This window comes from Mycobacterium sp. SMC-17, from assembly GCF_045310915.1.
GTDB lineage: Bacteria > Actinomycetota > Actinomycetes > Mycobacteriales > Mycobacteriaceae > Mycobacterium.
Window position 1 is genome coordinate 1 of record NZ_JBJIAK010000055.1, and the last position, 17,844, is coordinate 17,844.

Annotated in this window: 19 protein-coding genes and 1 pseudogene; 6 read left to right on the plus strand and 14 right to left on the minus strand. The window is 67.6% G+C overall.

Annotated elements, in window-relative coordinates:
• Window positions 1–138: 138 nt before the first annotated feature.
• From ACJH7A_RS25595 to ACJH7A_RS25605, 3 genes are all read right to left on the minus strand, one after another.
• On the minus strand, window positions 139–558 hold the full coding sequence (locus ACJH7A_RS25595) for a hypothetical protein (protein WP_020099207.1): 420 nt from the start codon (window positions 556–558) through the stop codon (window positions 139–141).
• Between the two features lie 128 nt (window positions 559–686).
• Window positions 687–2,051: a hypothetical protein gene (locus ACJH7A_RS25600; protein ID WP_406802936.1), complete on the minus strand. Its 1,365-nt coding sequence runs from the start codon at window positions 2,049–2,051 to the stop codon at window positions 687–689.
• A gap of 21 nt (window positions 2,052–2,072) precedes the next feature.
• Window positions 2,073–2,870: a (2Z,6E)-farnesyl diphosphate synthase gene (locus ACJH7A_RS25605; protein WP_346415204.1), complete on the minus strand. Its 798-nt coding sequence runs from the start codon at window positions 2,868–2,870 to the stop codon at window positions 2,073–2,075.
• A gap of 116 nt (window positions 2,871–2,986) precedes the next feature.
• Between ACJH7A_RS25605 and ACJH7A_RS25610 the strand changes: the two genes are divergently transcribed.
• Entirely contained in the window at window positions 2,987–3,709 is a 723-nt protein-coding gene (locus ACJH7A_RS25610; protein ID WP_020099204.1) for a hemolysin III family protein, read from the plus strand.
• 53 nt (window positions 3,710–3,762) lie between these two features.
• Here ACJH7A_RS25610 and ACJH7A_RS25615 read toward each other — a convergent pair whose 3' ends face one another.
• The 4 genes from ACJH7A_RS25615 to mca form a co-directional block, all read right to left on the minus strand.
• Complete coding sequence (locus ACJH7A_RS25615) at window positions 3,763–4,125, minus strand: nuclear transport factor 2 family protein (protein ID WP_133425511.1); 363 nt, start codon at window positions 4,123–4,125, stop codon at window positions 3,763–3,765.
• Between the two features lie 10 nt (window positions 4,126–4,135).
• Window positions 4,136–6,112 carry a thioredoxin domain-containing protein gene (locus ACJH7A_RS25620; protein WP_406802937.1) on the minus strand — a complete coding sequence of 659 codons (1,977 nt, stop codon included), beginning with the start codon at window positions 6,110–6,112 and terminating at the stop codon, window positions 4,136–4,138.
• A 75-nt stretch (window positions 6,113–6,187) separates the two neighbouring features.
• Window positions 6,188–6,478, minus strand: coding sequence for a hypothetical protein (locus ACJH7A_RS25625; protein WP_406802938.1), 291 nt, complete (start codon window positions 6,476–6,478; stop codon window positions 6,188–6,190).
• Window positions 6,475–7,341: a mycothiol conjugate amidase Mca gene (gene mca, locus ACJH7A_RS25630; RefSeq protein ID WP_318986892.1), complete on the minus strand. Its 867-nt coding sequence runs from the start codon at window positions 7,339–7,341 to the stop codon at window positions 6,475–6,477. Before mca ends, ACJH7A_RS25625 begins: the two co-directional genes overlap by 4 nt.
• 120 nt (window positions 7,342–7,461) lie before the next feature.
• Between mca and ACJH7A_RS25635 the strand changes: the two genes are divergently transcribed.
• From ACJH7A_RS25635 to ACJH7A_RS25645, 3 genes are all read left to right on the plus strand, one after another.
• Entirely contained in the window at window positions 7,462–7,884 is a 423-nt protein-coding gene (locus ACJH7A_RS25635) for a DUF4307 domain-containing protein (protein ID WP_318986893.1), read from the plus strand.
• Window positions 7,885–8,149: 265 nt separating this feature from the next.
• Window positions 8,150–8,644, plus strand: coding sequence for a transcription elongation factor GreA (gene greA / locus ACJH7A_RS25640; protein WP_267315433.1), 495 nt, complete (start codon window positions 8,150–8,152; stop codon window positions 8,642–8,644).
• A 45-nt stretch (window positions 8,645–8,689) separates the two neighbouring features.
• Entirely contained in the window at window positions 8,690–9,352 is a 663-nt protein-coding gene (locus tag ACJH7A_RS25645; RefSeq protein WP_406776235.1) for a GPP34 family phosphoprotein, read from the plus strand.
• On the opposite strand, the gene ACJH7A_RS25650 is transcribed toward ACJH7A_RS25645, so the two are convergent.
• The 3 genes from ACJH7A_RS25650 to ACJH7A_RS25660 are packed head-to-tail and all read right to left on the minus strand — an operon-like array spanning window position 9,349 to window position 11,569.
• Window positions 9,349–10,521 (minus strand): cystathionine gamma-synthase, encoded by a 1,173-nt coding sequence (locus ACJH7A_RS25650; protein ID WP_406776234.1) that lies wholly within the window; start codon window positions 10,519–10,521, stop codon window positions 9,349–9,351. The genes ACJH7A_RS25645 and ACJH7A_RS25650 overlap by 4 nt on opposite strands.
• A 10-nt stretch (window positions 10,522–10,531) precedes the next feature.
• A complete protein-coding gene (locus tag ACJH7A_RS25655) occupies window positions 10,532–11,035 on the minus strand; it encodes a TM2 domain-containing protein (protein WP_346415207.1) in 504 nt (167 codons plus the stop codon).
• Window positions 11,036–11,050: 15 nt separating this feature from the next.
• On the minus strand, window positions 11,051–11,569 hold the full coding sequence (locus tag ACJH7A_RS25660; RefSeq protein ID WP_346415208.1) for a DUF4190 domain-containing protein: 519 nt from the start codon (window positions 11,567–11,569) through the stop codon (window positions 11,051–11,053).
• 84 nt (window positions 11,570–11,653) lie between these two features.
• Between ACJH7A_RS25660 and ACJH7A_RS25665 the strand changes: the two genes are divergently transcribed.
• Complete coding sequence (locus ACJH7A_RS25665; RefSeq protein ID WP_318986898.1) at window positions 11,654–12,820, plus strand: acyl-CoA dehydrogenase family protein; 1,167 nt, start codon at window positions 11,654–11,656, stop codon at window positions 12,818–12,820.
• Here the strand turns inward: ACJH7A_RS25665 and ACJH7A_RS25670 are convergent.
• The 3 genes and pseudogenes from ACJH7A_RS25670 to ACJH7A_RS25680 form a co-directional block, all read right to left on the minus strand.
• Entirely contained in the window at window positions 12,804–13,298 is a 495-nt protein-coding gene (locus ACJH7A_RS25670) for an RDD family protein (protein WP_346415209.1), read from the minus strand. The two genes, ACJH7A_RS25665 and ACJH7A_RS25670, sit on opposite strands and share 17 nt — an antisense overlap.
• Window positions 13,298–13,783 (minus strand): RDD family protein, encoded by a 486-nt coding sequence (locus ACJH7A_RS25675; RefSeq protein ID WP_318986900.1) that lies wholly within the window; start codon window positions 13,781–13,783, stop codon window positions 13,298–13,300. Before ACJH7A_RS25675 ends, ACJH7A_RS25670 begins: the two co-directional genes overlap by 1 nt.
• An 825-nt stretch (window positions 13,784–14,608) precedes the next feature.
• Window positions 14,609–14,821 (minus strand): annotated as a pseudogene (locus tag ACJH7A_RS25680) (hypothetical protein); the annotation flags it as partial.
• Window positions 14,822–15,321: 500 nt separating this feature from the next.
• Between ACJH7A_RS25680 and ACJH7A_RS25685 the strand changes: the two are divergent.
• Complete coding sequence (locus tag ACJH7A_RS25685) at window positions 15,322–16,389, plus strand: EspA/EspE family type VII secretion system effector (RefSeq protein ID WP_167837875.1); 1,068 nt, start codon at window positions 15,322–15,324, stop codon at window positions 16,387–16,389.
• A gap of 37 nt (window positions 16,390–16,426) precedes the next feature.
• Here ACJH7A_RS25685 and ACJH7A_RS25690 read toward each other — a convergent pair whose 3' ends face one another.
• On the minus strand, window positions 16,427–17,821 hold the full coding sequence (locus ACJH7A_RS25690) for a cystathionine beta-synthase (protein WP_135355218.1): 1,395 nt from the start codon (window positions 17,819–17,821) through the stop codon (window positions 16,427–16,429).
• Window positions 17,822–17,844 lie beyond the last annotated feature (23 nt).

The window sequence follows — 17,844 nt, forward strand, 5'->3', positions numbered from 1 at the left end:
TCCTTTCGTGGGTTGGTGATTTGCGCACGAAAATCCGCGGTGGGCGCGGAAAACCGTGCACAAATCGCTGGGGAAGGCCGGCGCGGGGACGTCAACTGCAACCTCTTTCAGCGACGCCCCCGCCCGGCGGGAAGGGAGTCATGCCAGACGGCGCACCCCGAGGTATTGCAGCCAGGCGCAGCCGAGGCCCACGGCCATGACGGCCAGCACCAGGACGTTGCCCGCCGCGGTCAGCGGCAGCACTCCGGAAGCCAGCACGCCGAGCACCGCGACGGTGCCGATGAGATTGCCGATCAGCACGCCGGTCCCGACGCGCCGAATCCTGGGCACGGCGGCCATGACGTACAGAGCAAACCCCCAGACGACCAACACCGCGCCGATGATCCATTCGGATGTCGCCGAGAGCCCCGACAAGCGGGACAGCGGGTCAGCGGTGAACGCCATCAGCAGGCCGGTGAGCGAGCACAGCGTGCCGTCGACGCGGAGGGCGAAACGGAGCAGGGAATCGGAACTGTCGGACAGTGGGCGGGTGTGGAGCCCGGGGTTGATTGCGGTCATGGCGGTCGCTCCTTGCGGTGCCGGTTGGGGACACCCACGACACTGCTCGAACCGGGCCGCCCGGTCTGCACCAAACGCTGCCGATTACTGCCAGGCACTGCCAACCGCAGGTCAGCGACGTGAAGTGCCTAGGTCAGCGTCGACACCGGGGTACCGCGCAAGTCGGCGGCGATGACCCGCGCCGCCGCGTTCTGCCAGTTGTGCAGCGACCGCTGCGGCACTTCGGTGACGAACCACTGCCACGCCTGACGGGCGACCGGGTCGAGCCCGGCCGCGGTGGCGTTCTGCGCGTAGGCCCGCACCCCGACGACGTACGGGAAGTACAGCGAGTTGTAGTAGCGCCACTGCTCGGTGGTGCCGAAGTCGCCGCCGTCCCGCGGCTTGAGGGCCGCGATGCGGTCGGCCAGCAAATCCTTGAGTTCGTTGGCGCGCTCCAGCGGCTGGTCGGGTGCGCCGCGGCGGGCCAGTCTTTCGTCGATCACGGGGAGGGTCGTCAACGGTGACGCGACGAGCTTGGAGAGGTCGGCGTAGTGGCCGAGTGCCCGCCGGGTCAGGCGGACGAAGGTCTCGTCGTCGACGTGGTCGAGCGGGTTGGTGGCGCGCAGCGGCAGTGCCGCCTCGGTACGGCGCAGCGCGGCGCGGTCGGCCCGCAGATCGGGCTCGCGGGCGAAGGCCAGCCGGTCCAGCAGCCCGGACAGCGGATCGGCCAGCACGTTGATGGCGATCGCCACCGCGAGGCTGGTGAACAACAACACCATCAGCGCCAGGTGCTCGCCGGTGACCGCCAGACCGATCAGCACCTGGCCACCGAACAGCACCGCCACCGCCAAGCTGCCGACCAGCGAGCGACGCATCCCCGCGCGCAGCGCCTGCCCCTCGTCGAAGGCGTCCCACCAGGCCACCGCGATACCGAGCAGCAGCACGTCGAAGGCCGCCGACGCCAGCACCAGCCAGCTCGGCAACAGCCCCAGCGGAATCAGCAGAATCGCGTTGCCGAGCCCGAAGAACAACGTCGCCGCCACCACCGGCGGGACGATCTTGCGCGACGACGCACCACGGCGCAGCCGTCGTACCGCCAGCACGAGCGCACCGAACGCCGACAGGGCGATGGCCCCGACCATGACCCAGTGCCCGGGGCGCAGCGGCGGGTGCACGCCACCGGAGATCCCGGCGCCCACCAATGCGATGGCTGCCACCGTCGCCACCGCGACGAAGCCCCACCGGCTCCGCGCCGAGTCGACGGGCCGGGACAATTCGAGCAGCACGGTGAGCCAGGCGATACCGGGCAGCACCGCCAGATACGCCTCGATGTGACTGAGCGGGCCGGTCGGTGCGTCGCCCGCCAGCCGGACGGCGTCGACCGCGACCACCACGGCGAAGCTGCACAACCCGACCGCGGACCACGCCAGGATGGGCTTGCGGGGATCGCGCGCCAGGAGATACAGCCCCAGCCACCAGCTCAGGGCGAAGACCACTGCCGACAGCGCAGCCATGGCTTCAGTCTGGCACGAACGCTATTTCCCGTAGCGGCGGTTCCGCAGCGTGTAGTCACGCAGGGCGCGCAGGAAGTCCACCCGCCGGAAGGCCGGCCAGTGCGCATCGGTGAACCACATCTCCGAATACGCGCTCTGCCACAACAGGAATCCGCTGAGCCGCTGCTCCCCCGACGTGCGGATGACGAGGTCGGGGTCGGGCTGGCCCGAGGTGTAGAGGTTCTCGGAGATGCCGTCGACGGTCACCGCCTCGATGAGTTCCTCGGCCGTCGCGCCGTTGGCGAGCTCCTTGCTCAGCAGGGTGCGGACCGCATCGGCGATCTCCTGGCGGCCGCCGTAACCGACGGCGACGTTGACGTGGAACGAACCGTCACCGGTGTGCTCGGCGGTCGACTCGACGGCGTCGCGCAGCCGCTTGGCCGGTTCCTCACCGAGCAGCTCGAGGTCGCCGACGGTACGCACGGTCCAGTTCTTGTCGGGCGCGCAGATCTCCTCGACGACGTCGGTGATGATCTCGATCAGCGGCGCCAGCTCCTGCGGGTCGCGCTGCAGGTTCTCGGTGGAGAGCAGGTAGATCGTCGCCATCTCGATGCCGGCCTGCTGGCACCAGCGCAGCACCTCGGCGATCTTGGCGGCACCCATGCGGTAGCCGTAGCTGACGTCGTCGTGACCTGCCTCACGGGCCCAGCGCCGATTCCCGTCGCACAGCACCGCAATATGGCGTGGCAGTTGCGCTTTCGAGTGCGCAAGCTCCTGACGCAGCCGCAGCTCGTAGAGCCGGTATGCCGGTTCCTTGAGGCGCGGGGGAATGATGTCCACGAGAAACCAGACTACTGTGGACTTCTGGGTATCCCATGGCTGTTAGTGGAGGAACGTTGACCGCTCCGAGCAATACAGATCCGGCTGCCTCCGAGCGGGCTGAGGCACCGTCGAACATGACCAAGCCGTACCGTGCCGCCGCGGTGCTCCGCCATTCGGAAACGCTTCCCGACGTCGTCGTGGAGAGCGTCGTCGAGTTTTTCGGCAAGCCACGCGCCCGCGGTTGGATCCACGTCTACTCGGCGGTCGTTGCGTTCTTTGCCGGTGCCGCACTCGTTTCGGTGTCGTGGGCCATGCAGGGCACGCGTGCCGGATTGGCGACGTTGCTGTACACCTTCACCATCGTGGCGATGTTCACCGTCAGTGGCACCTATCACCGGGTGAATTGGAAGTCGCAGAACGCCCGCATCTGGATGAAGCGCCTCGACCACTCGATGATCTTCATCTTCATCGCCGGCAGCTACACGCCGTTCGCGCTCCTGGCGGTCCGCACCGACGGCTGGCTGTTGTTCTGGATCGTGTGGAGCGGCGCGCTGGCCGGCGTGGCCCTGAAGATGCTGTGGCCGACGGCACCGCGCTGGCTCGGTGTGCCGCTGTACATCCTGTTGGGCTGGGTGGCGGCGTGGTTCATCGGCCCGATCCTCGACGGCGCGGGCGTCACGGCCGTCGTGCTGCTGATCGTCGGCGGCGCGCTGTACTCGATCGGTGGCGTGCTCTACGCGCTCAAGTGGCCCAACCCCTGGCCCCGGACGTTCGGGCACCACGAGTTCTTCCACGCCTGCACCGCGGTGGCGGCCATCTGCCACTACATCGCGATGTGGTTCGCGGTCTTCTCCTGAGGGATTTGTGCACGATTTTCCGCGGTAAGGCGCGGAAAATCGTGCACAAATCGCTAGAGCTGAGTGACGTTCGCGGGGCCCCAGTACGCCTTCATCGACGTGATCTTGGCGTCGGCGTCGAAGTTCATGGTGCTGATGATGTCGATGCGCATGGCACTGTTGACGGTCAGGCTCCAGTAGAACGCGGCCTCGTGGCCGCAGACACGCAGGGTGTGCAGTTCGTGGGAGTTCTTCGTGCCGGCGATGTTCGAGTAGAAGCCGTGAATCGTCTGACGGCCGACGTGCACCTCACCGCCGACCGGGTCCTCGATGGCGGCATCGACGGCGTACAGCTCCGCGATCCCGTCGGCGTCGGCGACGTCGACGAGGTCCAGGTAGCGGTTGACGTTTTCGGTGATCTGCTCAGCGCTGGGCATGCGCCGCACGCTACACGGCCGCCCCGAGGGCAGCGGCGAGATCCCCCGCCGTCGTCACCGGCAGGTCGCACACCTGGCCGCGGCAGACGTATGCGGCGTCCTGGCCGTTCACACGGCCACGCCCGTCGAGCAGCACCGACGACCCTTCGGCACCGCCGACGACGATGGCGCCACCTGGTGCGAATCTGCGTGCCGCACGGAGCAATTCCGAATCCGGCCCGGTGCTCGCCACCGCGATCTGGATGGGGCCGCGGACGGCCGCTTCCGTGACCGCCAGCCAGTGGCCACCGCCGCGCGGCGAACGGGCCAGGATCGGGGTCGCCGCCGCCAACGTGGCAGCGGCCGCGTTGACGTACCGCTCGGGTTCGGCGGCGAGGTGCGCGAACGTCAGCAGCGCCTCGGCGACCAACGACGCGCCCGACGGCGTCGCCCCGTCGACCGGGTCGGCGGGGCGCACCAGCAAGGCCTCAGCATCGTCGGCGGTGTCGAACCAGCGGCCGCCACGGTCGGGATCGGTGAAGTGCGTGAGCGCGGTGTCGAGGAGGGAGTGCGCGGCAGTCAGCCAGGACGGGTCGCCCGTCACCTGATGCAGCGTCAGCAGCCCCGTCGCCAGCGCCGCGTAGTCCTCCAGGATTCCGGCGCTGTCGCCGACGACGCCGCCGAGGCTGGCTCGGCGCAGCCGGCCGTCGACCAGATGCAGATCCAGCAGCCGGCGGGCGCAACCCGTTGCGGCGTCGAGGAATTCGGGTTTGCCGAGCGCGATCGAGGCTTCCGCCAGCGCCGTGATGGCGAAGCCGTTCCAGGCTGTGACGACCTTGTCGTCGCGCCCGGGCTGCGGCCGCAACGCCCTTGCCGCCAGCAACTTCGCGCGAACCTGCTCGAAGCGTTCGGCATCGTCGGGGTCGGTCAGCAGCTGCAGCACCGAGCTGCCGTGCTCGAACGTGCCGGCCTCGGTGACTTCGAAAAGCGCAGCGGCCCAAAGCCCGTCGTCGTTGCCCAGCACCGACACCAGCTCCGCCGGCGTCCACACGTATGTCAGGCCCTCGTGCCCGGCGGTGTCGGCGTCCAGCGACGAGACGAACATGCCGCCGTCGCCGAGGTCGTCGATGATGAACCGCGCCGTCTCGTCGGCCACCTTGCGGGCCAACGGGTTTCCGGTCAACCGTGCCCAGTGGGCGTACACCCGCAACAGCAATCCGTTGTCGTACAACATCTTTTCGAAGTGCGGCACCACCCACGACGCGTCGACGCTGTACCGGGCGAAGCCGCCCGCCAGTTGGTCGTAGATGCCGCCGCGCGCCATCGCGGTGCCGGTGCGCTCCACCGCGTCGAGCGCGGACGCGGTGCGTTCGTGGTGTCGCAGCAGCGCTTCCAGCAACGCCGACGGCGGGAACTTGGGCGCCCGACCGAAACCGCCGCGTGCATGGTCTTCGTCGCGCAGCACCGCGGCGACAGCGTGGTCGCACAGTTCCGGCGACGGTGCCGGCCCACCCGAGGGCAGCCCGGACGACATCTTGCGCAGCTCGGCAGCGATCTGGTCTGAGGCCTGCTCAACTTCGTCCCGCCGGTTCTGCCACGTATTGGTGACGGCCGAAAGCAGCTGCAGGAAGTTGTCTTTCGGGTAGTAGGTGCCGCAGAAGAAGGGCCGGCCGTCGGGTGTCAGGAAGCACGTCATGGGCCAGCCGCCCTGTCCCGTCATCGCGACGGTGGCGCTCATGTAGATGGCGTCGAGGTCGGGACGTTCCTCCCGGTCGACCTTGATGCAGACGAAGTTCTCGTTCGCCACCGCAGCGACGTCCGAGTCCTCGAACGACTCGTGCGCCATCACATGGCACCAGTGGCAGGCCGCGTAGCCGATGGACAGCAGGATCGGCACGTCGCGGGCCGCGGCTTCGGCCAGTGCCTCCGGTGTCCACTGCTGCCAGTGCACCGGGTTGTCGGCGTGCTGGCGCAGGTAGGGGCTGGTGGCCGAGCCGAGGGTGTTCATCGGGCGCCGATCAAGCGGTGAGGTACGAGCCGCGATGAGTAGCCCGGTGCATCAGACGTTGCCATGCATGGAGTCTTACCCGGCTTCTGGCTTTGTAGTGCCGTCAGGCCCAGTGTCGCCCGCCGGCGCATCGTGCGTCACCCCGCCGACAGTGCCGTCGTCGACCGCCTGGTCCGGTTCGGGATGTGCCGGATCGAAGGATTCGGGCAGCCTGCGTAGGTGCCGGTTCATCGACCAGACCAGCGCCACCACGGCGATCAGCAGGATCAGCGTGATCACCAGCCCGGCCGGGCTGGCCTTGCCGAAGTCGGGACCCGTCTGGCGCGGACCTTCGGCCAGCAGGATGGTGAGCGGAACAGAAATCACAGCGATACTCCCGTGAACAGATCGGTCTCGGGCAACGTCACCGGAACCCTGGATCGGGCCAATTCGTACTCCTCGGTCGGCCAGAGCCGCTGCTGCCATTCGATGGGCGCGCGGAAGAAATCGCCGTTCGGGTCGATCTGCGTGGCGTGCGCGAGCAATGCCCGGTCCCGCTGCTCGAAGAACTCGGCGCACTCGATACGGGTCGTCACCCGGTTGGCGAAGGGATCGTGCTCGGGGTCCCAGTGCTGCAGCCACTTCTCGAACGGCCCGACCTCCCCGTGCTTGGCGAACTCGTCCTGCAGCAGCTGCATGCGCCGGCGCAGGAAGCCGTGGCCGTAATACAACTTCGAGATGCTCCAGGGCTCGCCCTCGTCGGGGAACTGGACGTGGTCTGCGGCCGCCTCGTAGGCGGCCATCGACACCTGGTGGCAGCGGATGTGGTCGGGGTGCGGGTACCCGCCGTTCTCGTCGTACGTGGTGATCACGTGCGGCCGGAACTCGCGGATCACCCGAACCAGCCGACGGACGGGCTCCTCGATCGGCACCACGGCGAACGAGCCCTCGGGCAGCGGCGGCAGCGGATCGCCCTCCGGCAGTCCGGAGTCGACGAACCCCAGCCAGTGGTGCTCCACCCCGAGGATCTCGGCGGCCCGGGCCATCTCGTCGCGGCGGACCTCATGGATGCGGCCGTGCACCTCGGGCAGGTCCATCGCCGGGTTCAGGATGTCGCCGCGTTCGCCGCCGGTCAGGGTCACGACCATGACCCGGGCGCCGTTGGCCGCGTACTTGGCCATGGTGGCCGCACCCTTGCTCGACTCGTCGTCGGGGTGCGCGTGCACCGCCATCAACCGCAGTTCGCTCACGTGTGCCTTACCTACTGTCTCTACTCGGTGGGACAACTCGGTGCAGTCCAACCATGTCGCTGCGTCCTATAGTTCCAGTCCAAGCAATCCGAACCGACCGATGGGGCACCCAAAGCAGCCATGATCGAGCGTCCCACCGCCCGCTACGGGCAGCAGCGCATGTCCCGGCTGACCCGTCGCCGTATCGCGATCGGCCTCACGCTGCTCATCGTCGTCGCTGGTGTGGCGCTTGCGTTCGTCGGTTTTCAGCGCCTGGGGACGTCCCCGGTCAAGGGTGAGTTGAGCACCTACAAACTCATCGACAATGAAACGGTTGCGGTGACGATCTCCGTCACCCGCGAGGACCCGGCCCAACCCGCGGTGTGCATCGTGCGCGCCAGGGCTCTCGACGGCAGCGAAACCGGACGACGCGAGATCCTCGTCGCGCCGGCAGAGGCCAAAACCGTCCAGGTGACGGCGGTCGTGAAGTCCACAAAACCGCCGGTCGTCGGCGACGTCTACGGCTGCGGCACCGACGTGCCGTCGTACCTCGTCGCGCCCTGATCGCCGGCCCGGTGACCAACCATCCGGCGAACTCCGAACTGCGAAATCATGACCGTTCGGAGACGGCCAAGTGGTACGCTTGCTCAGTACACGGTTCCGACTGGGGCCGTGTATTGCTGCATTAGCGGGCACCTGCTGGCACCTTCTGGGGGGACCTGGACCTGCCCTCGCGATCGCAGCACCGCCGGCCCCAAGCAACGGGGCAACCCCGGACAAAACGCCCGGGCATACACGCACGCTTACAAACGACAGGAGAGCAGCAGACATGACCGATACCCAGGTCACCTGGCTCACCGAAGAAGCATTCGAGCGCCTGAAGGCCGAGCTCGATCAGCTGATCGCCAACCGTCCGGTCATCGCTGCCGAAATCAACGACCGCCGCGAAGAGGGTGACCTCCGCGAGAACGGTGGCTACCACGCGGCCCGCGAAGAGCAGGGCCAGCAGGAAGCCCGCATCCGTCAGCTGCAGGAACTGCTCAACAACGCCAAGGTCGGCGAGGCACCGAAGAAGTCCGGTGTGGCGCTGCCCGGCTCTGTCGTGACCGTCTACTACGACGATGACAAGAACGACACCGAGACGTTCCTGATCGCCACGCGCCAGGAAGGCGTCACCGACGGCAAGCTCGAGGTGTACTCCCCCAACTCGCCGCTCGGCCACGCACTGATCGACGCCAAGGTCGGCGAGGAGCGCAGCTACACCGTCCCCAGCGGTGCCACCGTCAAGGTCACGCTGGTCAAGGCTGAGCCCTATCACGCCTAGCCCTGCGACGGCCGGCGCTACCCCGCCGGCCACCAGCTGACATTCATGGCTCAGATCGCCGAAGACCTGTATCTGCTGCTCCTCGACAATTCGTCCGCACAGCCGGGTCTGGATCAACCACGTCGGCACCGGGTGTTGTCCGGTGCCGTTCTGCTGGACCTGGCGCTGGCGTGCCGTATTCGGCCCGCCGCGCCAGGTGACGGTGCACCCGACGGCCACTTGGTCGCCCTCTCCGGCGACGGCGCCGTCGACCCGGTGTCCGCGCCGGCACTGGAACTGCTCCGGCAGCGCCCGCGGCGACCCGCGGCGGTGTTGTCCAAACTGCGCAAAGGCACCGAGGACAGCCTCATCGACCGGCTGGAGCGCGCCGGGCAACTACGACGTCAACCGTTGGGCGGCAACAGGTTCCGGCCGCACTATGCCTTGCCGCTGACCGACCGGGGGCGAGTCGGCCAGGCCCGCGCGCAGATGCTGTCGGCGTTGTTCGACCGCAGGCCGCCTGCTCCGGCGACGGCGGCCATCGTGACCTTGCTCCACACCGTCGACGGCCTGGGCTCCCTGATGAGCCTCAACGACCGCGGCTGGCGGTGGGTGCATGCCCGCGCCGGCGACATCGCCAGCGGCCACTGGGTCAACGAATACGAGACCGGCGTCGCCGAGGTGAACCTCGCCGTGACGGCCGCCGCGGTGCGGGCTGCCCTGGTCTAGCCCAGGGCCTGCTCCAGATCCCCGATCAGGTCGGCCACGTCCTCGATGCCGACCGACAGCCGGACCAGATCGTTCGGCACCTCCAGCTGCGAGCCGGCGGTGGACGCGTGCGTCATGGCGCCCGGGTGCTCGATCAGCGACTCCACGCCACCGAGAGACTCGGCGAGGATGAAAATCTCAGTGCGCGAGCACAATTCACGGGCGGCCGGCTCTCCGCCGTGCAGCCGCACCGACACCATGCCGCCGAAGCCGCTCATCTGCTTGGCCGCCACCTCATAGCCCGGATGACTCGACAGACCCGGGTACAGCACCGTCGAGACGGCCTTGTGGTCGTTGAGGAATTCGGCGACCCGCAACGCGTTCTCGCAGTGCCGCTGCATGCGCAGCGGCAGCGTCTTGAGGCCGCGGTAGGTCAGATAGGCGTCGAACGGGCCCGGCACCGCACCCGCACCGTTCTGCAGGAACCCGAACTTCGCGTCCAGCTCTTCGTCATTGGTCACCAGCGCGCCACCGACGACGTCCGAGTGGCCACCGATGTACTTGGTGGTCGAGTGGAGCACGATGTCCGCACCGAGAGACAGCGGCTGCTGCAGCGCCGGTGAGGCAAAGGTATTGTCCACCAACACCTTCACGCCCGACGTCGCGGCGATCTGCACGATGGCCGAGATGTCGGCGATGGACAGCAGCGGATTGGTCGGGGTCTCCACCCAGATCAGCCGCGTCTTCGAGGTGATCGCCGCGCGCACCTCGTCGAGGTTCGACAGCTGCGCCGGCGTGTGGGTGATGCCCCACTGCGTGAAGACCTTGTCGATCAGCCGGAAGGTGCCGCCGTAGGCGTCATCGGGGATGACGATGTGGTCGCCCGGGCGCAGCACGGCACGCAGCGCGCAGTCGGTGGCCGCCATGCCGGAGCTGAACGCACGGCCGTAGTGCCCGCCCTCGACCGCGGCCAGCAGCGCCTCCAGCGCCGCCCGGGTCGGGTTGCCGGTGCGGGCGTACTCGTAGCCGCCGCGCAGCCCGCCGACGCCGTCCTGCGCGAACGTCGAACTGGCGTAGATCGGGGTGTTGACGGCGCCGGTCTGTGGGTCCGGCCGGAACCCGGCATGAATGGCCCGGGTCGACGGACCGTAGGCGCGGTAGTGGTCTGCCTGGCTGCGCTGCTCACTCACAGGCGCCAGCCTAGTCGCGGAGCTTGCGGCCTTGGGGGTCGGGAACGTTCCCCATCAGGATCATGATGCCGTCGATCAACGGCCAGATGGCGCCGATGCCGCAGGTCACCAGCGAGACGACGAGCTGGAGCACGCCGATGGTCGTGTAGCCCAGATAAAATCGCCCGACGCCGAAGGTGCCCAACAGGATCTGCAGCAGGCCGGCCGTCACCTTCGACTTGTCCGACAACGGCAGCCCCGTCAGGGGGTCGCGGCCCCACGGCGCGGACGGATCGGCCGCGTACTGCGGCACATAGCCGTAGCCCGGCTGCTGCGGGTACCCCGGCGGTGGGTAACCGGGCTGTTGGTAACCGGGCTGCTGCGGGTAACCCGGCGGCGGGTAACCGGGCTGCTGCGGATAGCCCGATTGCTGCGAGTAGTCCGGCTGCCCGAACTGCGGTTCACCCGGCTGTTGCTGGGCGGAACTGTCGCCGGGTTCGTATGCGTTCGACGCCGGCTCGTATGGATTCGTCATTGGTGGTGTCCCCGTCTAGTACGTACTCGTACCGCTGCTGCCCACGATGAGCGCGATCAGGCCGAAATAGAAGATGGCAATCAGCGCGAAGACGGCCAACCCGATGTAGCCGACGATCAAGCCCGCGAGAGCCATGCCCTCGCCTTCCTCACCGCTCTGCTTGATCTGCGACTTGGCGAGGTGCCCGAAGATCACGCCGAGGATCGAGGTGCCCGCACACGTCACCAGCCCCAGCAGCGAGCAGACCAACGACGCGATGGCCAGCCCGTTGGTCTTCGGCACCGGCGCGTAACCGAACGGCATCATGCCCGGCATCGGCGGCATACCCGGATATCCCTGGGCCGCAGGCGGATACGGCCCGACCGGCGGCGGGTAACCGGGGGCCGGGAAACCCGCGGCCGGCGGCGGGAACGGCTCGGGCGCAGGCATGGACGGGTAGGGCTCCGCGCCGTAGGCCGGGAGCGGCGGCATACCGTAAGCCGGGGTCGACGCCTCCGGCTCGTCCGCGCCCTGGTTGTGTTCCTGCTCAGTCATCGTCCACCCCGTCTGTCCCTGAGCGACCAGCGTAGCCGGGGCCTGCTCTCGCTTTACGCCGAACTCCCGGTGTAGAACTGCACCATGACAGCCTCGATCGACAATCTGCTCGGCACCGACGACCTGCTGAGCGCCGAGGACATCGAATTGCGCACCATGGTGCGCCAGTTCGGCGAGCAACGGCTGCGTCCCTACATCGCCGAGTGGTTCGAGAACGGTTCGGTTCCGGTGCGCGAGATCGCCGCCGAGGTGGGCAAGCTGGGTCTGCTCGGCATGCACCTCACCGGGTACGGCTGCAGCGGTTCGACGGCGACGGCCTACGGGCTGGTGTGCCAGGAGCTGGAGGCCGTCGACAGCGGCATCCGGTCCCTGGTGTCGGTGCAGGGCTCGCTGGCGATGTTCGCGATCCACCACTGGGGCAGCGAGGAGCAGCGCGAGCAGTGGCTGCCCGGCATGGCGGCGGGCGACCTGATCGGCTGTTTCGGTCTCACCGAGCCGGACTTCGGATCCAACCCCGGTGGCATGCGCACCACCGCGCGCCGCGACGGCGACGACTGGATCCTCAACGGGTCCAAGATGTGGATCACCAACGCCTCGGTCGCCGATGTCGCGGTGGTGTGGGCCCGCGCCGAAGAAGGCGTGCTGGGCTTCGCCGTGCCCACGGACACACCGGGTTTCAGCGCCCGCGAGATGACGCGCAAGATGTCACTGCGGGCCTCGGTGACCTCTGAATTCAGCCTCGACGACGTCCGGCTGCCCGAGTCCGCCCGGCTGCCCGGCGCGCGTGGTCTGTCCGGCCCGCTGAGCTGCCTGTCGGAGGCGCGGTTCGGCATCGTGTTCGGTGCGGTGGGCGCGGCCCGCGACTGCCTGCAGGCGACGCTGGACTACGTCGGCACCCGTACGGTTTTCGACAAGACGCTCGCGGAATACCAACTGACGCAGGCCAAGATCGCCGACATGGCCGTCGAACTCGGCAAGGCGCAGTTGCTGGCCCTGCAGCTGGGCCGGCTCAAGGACGCCGGGAAAATCCAGCCCGAGCAGGTCAGCGTCGGGAAGCTGAACAACGTCCGCGAGGCCATCAAGATCGCGCGGCAGTGCCGAACCCTGTTGGGCGCCAACGGCATAACCCTGGAGTACCCGGTGATCCGGCACGCCAACAACCTGGAGTCGGTGCTGACCTACGAGGGCACGTCCGAGGTGCACCAACTGGTGATCGGGCAGGCGCTGACGGGAGTCAGTGCGTTCCGCTGACGGGGGTGCGCGTGCGCGGCGGCGTCACGCAGACGGTCTCCATGACCATGTCAGCGAACGTCTGCCGCTTGGCATCCCACAGCGGCCACAGGTAGCCGACGATCGACAGATCGGTCAGGTGCACCGCCTGCCGCAGCAGCGATCGCGCGAAACCTATTGGCGCCCCTGAGGTCTGGCCGACCACCCGGCAGTGCGTGGCGGTCTTTCCCAGGCTGGCGCCGGTGCGACCCTGGCGGTAGCCGAAGTTCCAGACCAGATAGCCGACCATGAGTGCCCAGGTGACGACCAGGCTGACGTAGCCCAGCGTCGAGTAGCCGTCACCGCATTGGGCGCCGCCGTCGAACGCGGAGGTATCGGTGTCGCACAGCCGATCTCGGGTGAACCACACCAGCGCCGCACCGGCTGCGGTGAGTACCGCCAGGGGCAGCAGGTCGATGACGGCGGCGGCAGCTCGTCGCCACCACGGGGCGTACGTCATCATCGGGTCGGCACGCAGACGGTCGACATGATCTTGTCGGCCAGGGTCTGCCGCTTGGCGTCCCACACCGGGAACAGGTACCCGGCGAATACCGGGATGGCGTCGGCGACGTGGGCCAGCTGCCGCAGCACCGAGCGACCGAAACCGACGGGCAGCCCCGTGTTTTCGTCGATCACCTGGAAATGCAACACCCGCTTACCCAGGCTGGATCCCGTGGTGCCCTGCAGGTAACCGTGATTCCACACCATGAACAGCACCGCGATGACGAGCCCCGCCAGCCAGATCAGCACGCCGGCGACGGAGTTCCCGGTGGCGCAGTAGGGGCCGATGCTGTAGTCCGCTTGGTCGGCAAGGCATTTCGTCACGCGCTGGGAGCGCTCGACCAGACCGCCGACGACGATGACGAACAGCGGCGGGAACCGGTCGATCAGGCTGGCCACCACGCGGGCCCACCATGGTGTGTAGTTCAAGTCGTCCTGTCTCATGTGGTGCTGTCGTCATGCCTGTTCGGGGGCCGCGACCGAGCGGCCCCGTCCCCCGAACAGGCCACGACGTTACGGCGTCAGCGGGGCGACCTGACCACCGCTGAGGCGACGGTACGTGTACACCAGCATCAGCGAGGCCAACGGCGCCGAGACCAGCACACCGACGCCGCACGCGAGCGCACCGGCGATTCCGATCAGGCCGGCCACCAGCCAGACCAGGATCACCTGTCCGACATTGGCTTTCACGATCTCGATGCTGGCCTTGAGCGAATCGATCGGCGACAGGCCGCGGTCGACCAGGACCGCGTGCGCGAATATCGCGAACAGCGCGACGATCAAACCGGGGATCACGCACAACACGTAACCGATAGCCACGAGCACGCCGACGATGAGCGTCAGCAGGATCATCGGGCCGATGTAGCGCGGCTTGAAGAAGGACCCGATGGTGGTCGGCTGCCCGTCCGCGATGCCCAGCAAGCCGACGTACTGCGCCGACGAGATTGCCGCGGCGACCACCAGCAGCACGAGGTAGCCGAGCACCAATACGGCGATACTGGCCGGCCCGAGCGACGTGACGTTGTACGAGTAGCTGAAGCCGGTGTCGTCCGATGAGTAGCTGGACACCGAAGTGTCAGCCAATCCCAGGACGCTGAACTCAACGATGGCCACGATCACGCCCACGATGAGGCCGTACACCAAGGTCGACACGATCAGCGGCGCCGGGTTCTTGGTGAACTTGTTCCATGCCCACGACAGCGCGTCGCCGACGCTGAACGGAGCGGCACCACCCGGCGCACCGTACTGGTACCCGGCCGGCGGGTATCCGCCCGGAGGCGGCGGCGCGAACCCGCCCTGCGACGGCGGAGGCGGCGGGTAGGCACCACCGGGAGGCGGAGGCGGCGGGGCGTATCCACCTTGCCCCGGCGGCGGCGGGTAGCCACCCTGCGGCGGAGGCGGGAATCCGCCGGGCGGCGGAGGCGGCGGCGGGTAACCACCCTGCGGAGGCGGCGGATAGCCACCCTGCGGCGCCTGCGGAATGTATTCCGTCGGAGCACCTCCCGGGGGCGGGGGGAATCCACCCGGCGGTGGCTGCGGAATGTACTCCGTCGGCTTATTGGCGTCCGGCGGAGTGCCGTCCGTCGGTTGGTCCGTCATAGTTCAGTCCCTCTCCGAGAGGATTTGGCGTGACTTCGGTCGCCACGGCACGAGATCAACATCGAACTACACGAATATACGAATACCGCGGCACGAACGACACGCTGTAGACGAAAAACACGCGGACTGCACAACTGCCAGGCGTTTCGCGGTAGTTCCACGAGCGTCGCCCTGAACGAGGCGGAACACGAGACACCGCACGTCACGGCCGGGGCTTCTCGCGAGGTTCGAACCGAGGGTGCCGCGAGGCCAACCCTCGCTCGCGCCCAGCTGACGCTTCTTCGTAGTAGCGCAAGCGTGCAGTTTCCGTCGAGCACTCGATTTATCTGTCAGATAATGGAGTCGAGCGCCGGTAAACGGGGACGCGGAATTGGGGACCAATGGTGGATTATGAACAGATCGTCGCCGACATCGTGCGCAGTGTCGGCTCCGCGAACGTAATTCCCATTGGGATCTACGACAACATACGCAACTTCAAGAAAGACCCGTTTGGATCAGCCACCAATCTCGCAGGCATACTCGCGCCGTCACTCAATGTGGCATCTTCAGCAGTTGCTGCACTCGGCGACAAGCCCAACGCGTCGGGTTCCGGAAACACACCCATCCTTGCGGCCGCGCTCGCTGTACTGAAAGACATGCTCCAGCAATGCGGCGCCGGAGTTCCGGATTCAGGTGCTGATTTCAAGTCCGGCGCACAAGCCTTCGCAGCCACAGCTGAGCAAATGGGCGCCGCATCACCGCCGGATAGTTGGACCGGATCCGCATCGACCGCCTATTCAGATGCCAATGAAGTCCAGAAACATAAAGCCGAAGCACTAGCGAAGGCGGACGACACAGTAGCTGCCGCGCTCGGTGCCGAAGCGCTGCATGTAGCCGCCACGCGGAAGAGCATCGAGAGCGCTTCGCACACACTGAACGGCGCGGTGCCAGTCGCAATCCTTCTCGGCGCCCTGCCGCACGGAGACGTCATCTCGTACGGCTTTCAAGTTCAGACCGTGATGTACACGATGCCCTTGCCCATCGCGGACTTTCATCGCCTCACCACCGCAGTGACCCGCTACGCCGCGTCCGTAAAGGCCGCCGCGACTTCGTACGCCCAAGCTGATGCAACAACTGGTACACCGTCGCTCGATCCAGCTCAGCGACTCACTGTCGAGCCGAATGCCCTGCGGCGGCTTTCAGACAGTCAGCACGTTGTCGCCGTCATGTCGAAGCAAGCTGGCGCCCTCACAGCTGACACAGGCCGCAACGTATTCACCACGCACGGGTCTGCTTGCGCGCCGACAAGTGAAGCAGTCATGCAAGCCTGCATCGACCGCGCGAACTCAGCGCAAGCAATCACCATGCGAGCCGATGGGTTGGCCGCCGGTCTCAGTGCAGCGGCGGATTGGTACGACCGCACAGACGCGACCGGAGCGGCAAACCTGGCAGCACAAATGAATCTCGAGTAGGCCGATCCGGCAACGGACGGCACTTAGGTGCAATCGGCTATTTGCGCGAGCCGCCCTGTGACAGGAATCCCAGCAGATCGTGCCGCGTCAGTACGCCGACGGGCTTGCCGTCGTCGACGACCATCACGGCGTCGACCTCGCGCAGTTCCTTGGCCGCCGCGGAGGCCAGCTCGCCGGCACCGATGAGCGGCAGCGGCGGGCTCATGTGCTGCGCCACCGCGTCGGCCAGTTTCGCCCGGCCCTCGAAAACCGCTGAGAGCAGCTCACGTTCGGACACGCTGCCCGCGACCTCGCCGGCCATCACCGGCGGCTCGGCCCCGACGACCGGCATCTGCGAGACGCCGTACTCGCGCAGGATGTTGATGGCGTCGCGCACCGTCTCCGACGGGTGCGTGTGCACCAGGTCCGGCAGCGCGCCGGACTTGCCGCGCAGTACGTCGCCGACGGTGTGTTCCTCCGGCGTGCCGTCCAGGCGGGTGCGCAGGAAGCCGTACGACGACATCCACTCGTCGTTGAAAACCTTTGACAGATAACCTCTTCCGCCGTCGGGCAGCAGCACGACGACGACGGCGTCGGGCCCTTCGCGCTCGGCGACCTTGATCGCCGCGACCGCGGCCATGCCGCACGAGCCGCCGACCAGCAGGGCTTCTTCGCGCGCCAGGCGCCGGGTCATCTCGAACGAATCGGCGTCGGACACGGCGATGATCTCGTCGGGGACGCTGGGGTCGTAGGCCGACGGCCAGAAGTCCTCACCGACGCCTTCGACCAGGTACGGCCGGCCGGTGCCGCCGGAGTACACCGAGCCCTCCGGGTCGACGCCGACGACCTTGACCCGGCCGCCCGAGACCTCCTTGAGGTAGCGGCCGGTGCCGGTGATCGTGCCGCCGGTGCCGACGCCCGCCACGAAATGCGTGATCTTGCCGTCGGTGTCGGCCCAGATCTCCGGGCCGGTGGTCTCGTAGTGGCTGGCCGGGCCGTTCGGGTTGGAGTACTGGTCCGGCTTCCAGGCGCCGTCGATCTCGGTGACCAGTCGGTTGGAAACGCTGTAGTAGCTGTCCGGATGGTCGGGGGCCACGGCCGTCGGGCAGACGACGACGTCGGCGCCATACGCGCGCAACACGTTCTGCTTGTCCTCGCTGACCTTGTCGGGGCAGACGAAGATGCACTTGTAGCCGCGCTGCTGCGCGACGATGGCGAGCCCGACGCCGGTGTTACCGGACGTGGGTTCGACGATGGTCCCGCCCGGCTTGAGCAGACCGGCCTCTTCGGCGGCGTCGATCATCTTGACCGCGATGCGGTCCTTGGCGCTGCCGCCGGGGTTGAGGTACTCGATCTTGGCGGCCACCACCCCCGAACCCGCTGGAACAACCGAGTTCAGTTGGACCAGAGGCGTATTGCCGATGAGCTCACTGATGTGCCGGGCGATGCGCATGGGTACATGTTGTCAGGCCGCCC

Excerpts from the sequence above, each read along its gene's own strand:
- ACJH7A_RS25690 (WP_135355218.1), bottom strand. The coding sequence starts at position 17,821 with ATGCGCATCGCCCGGCACATCAGTGAGCTCATCGGCAATACGCCTCTG.
- ACJH7A_RS25675 (WP_318986900.1), bottom strand. The coding sequence starts at position 13,783 with ATGAGACAGGACGACTTGAACTACACACCATGGTGGGCCCGCGTGGTG.
- ACJH7A_RS25615 (WP_133425511.1), bottom strand. The coding sequence starts at position 4,125 with ATGCCCAGCGCTGAGCAGATCACCGAAAACGTCAACCGCTACCTGGAC.
- ACJH7A_RS25645 (WP_406776235.1), top strand. The coding sequence starts at position 8,690 with ATGGCTCAGATCGCCGAAGACCTGTATCTGCTGCTCCTCGACAATTCG.
- greA (WP_267315433.1), top strand. The coding sequence starts at position 8,150 with ATGACCGATACCCAGGTCACCTGGCTCACCGAAGAAGCATTCGAGCGC.
- ACJH7A_RS25595 (WP_020099207.1), bottom strand. The coding sequence starts at position 558 with ATGACCGCAATCAACCCCGGGCTCCACACCCGCCCACTGTCCGACAGT.
- ACJH7A_RS25635 (WP_318986893.1), top strand. The coding sequence starts at position 7,462 with ATGATCGAGCGTCCCACCGCCCGCTACGGGCAGCAGCGCATGTCCCGG.
- ACJH7A_RS25655 (WP_346415207.1), bottom strand. The coding sequence starts at position 11,035 with ATGACGAATCCATACGAGCCGGCGTCGAACGCATACGAACCCGGCGAC.
- ACJH7A_RS25610 (WP_020099204.1), top strand. The coding sequence starts at position 2,987 with ATGACCAAGCCGTACCGTGCCGCCGCGGTGCTCCGCCATTCGGAAACG.
- ACJH7A_RS25670 (WP_346415209.1), bottom strand. The coding sequence starts at position 13,298 with ATGACGTACGCCCCGTGGTGGCGACGAGCTGCCGCCGCCGTCATCGAC.
- ACJH7A_RS25620 (WP_406802937.1), bottom strand. The coding sequence starts at position 6,112 with ATGAACACCCTCGGCTCGGCCACCAGCCCCTACCTGCGCCAGCACGCC.
- ACJH7A_RS25660 (WP_346415208.1), bottom strand. The coding sequence starts at position 11,569 with ATGACTGAGCAGGAACACAACCAGGGCGCGGACGAGCCGGAGGCGTCG.
- ACJH7A_RS25600 (WP_406802936.1), bottom strand. The coding sequence starts at position 2,051 with ATGGCTGCGCTGTCGGCAGTGGTCTTCGCCCTGAGCTGGTGGCTGGGG.
- ACJH7A_RS25665 (WP_318986898.1), top strand. The coding sequence starts at position 11,654 with ATGACAGCCTCGATCGACAATCTGCTCGGCACCGACGACCTGCTGAGC.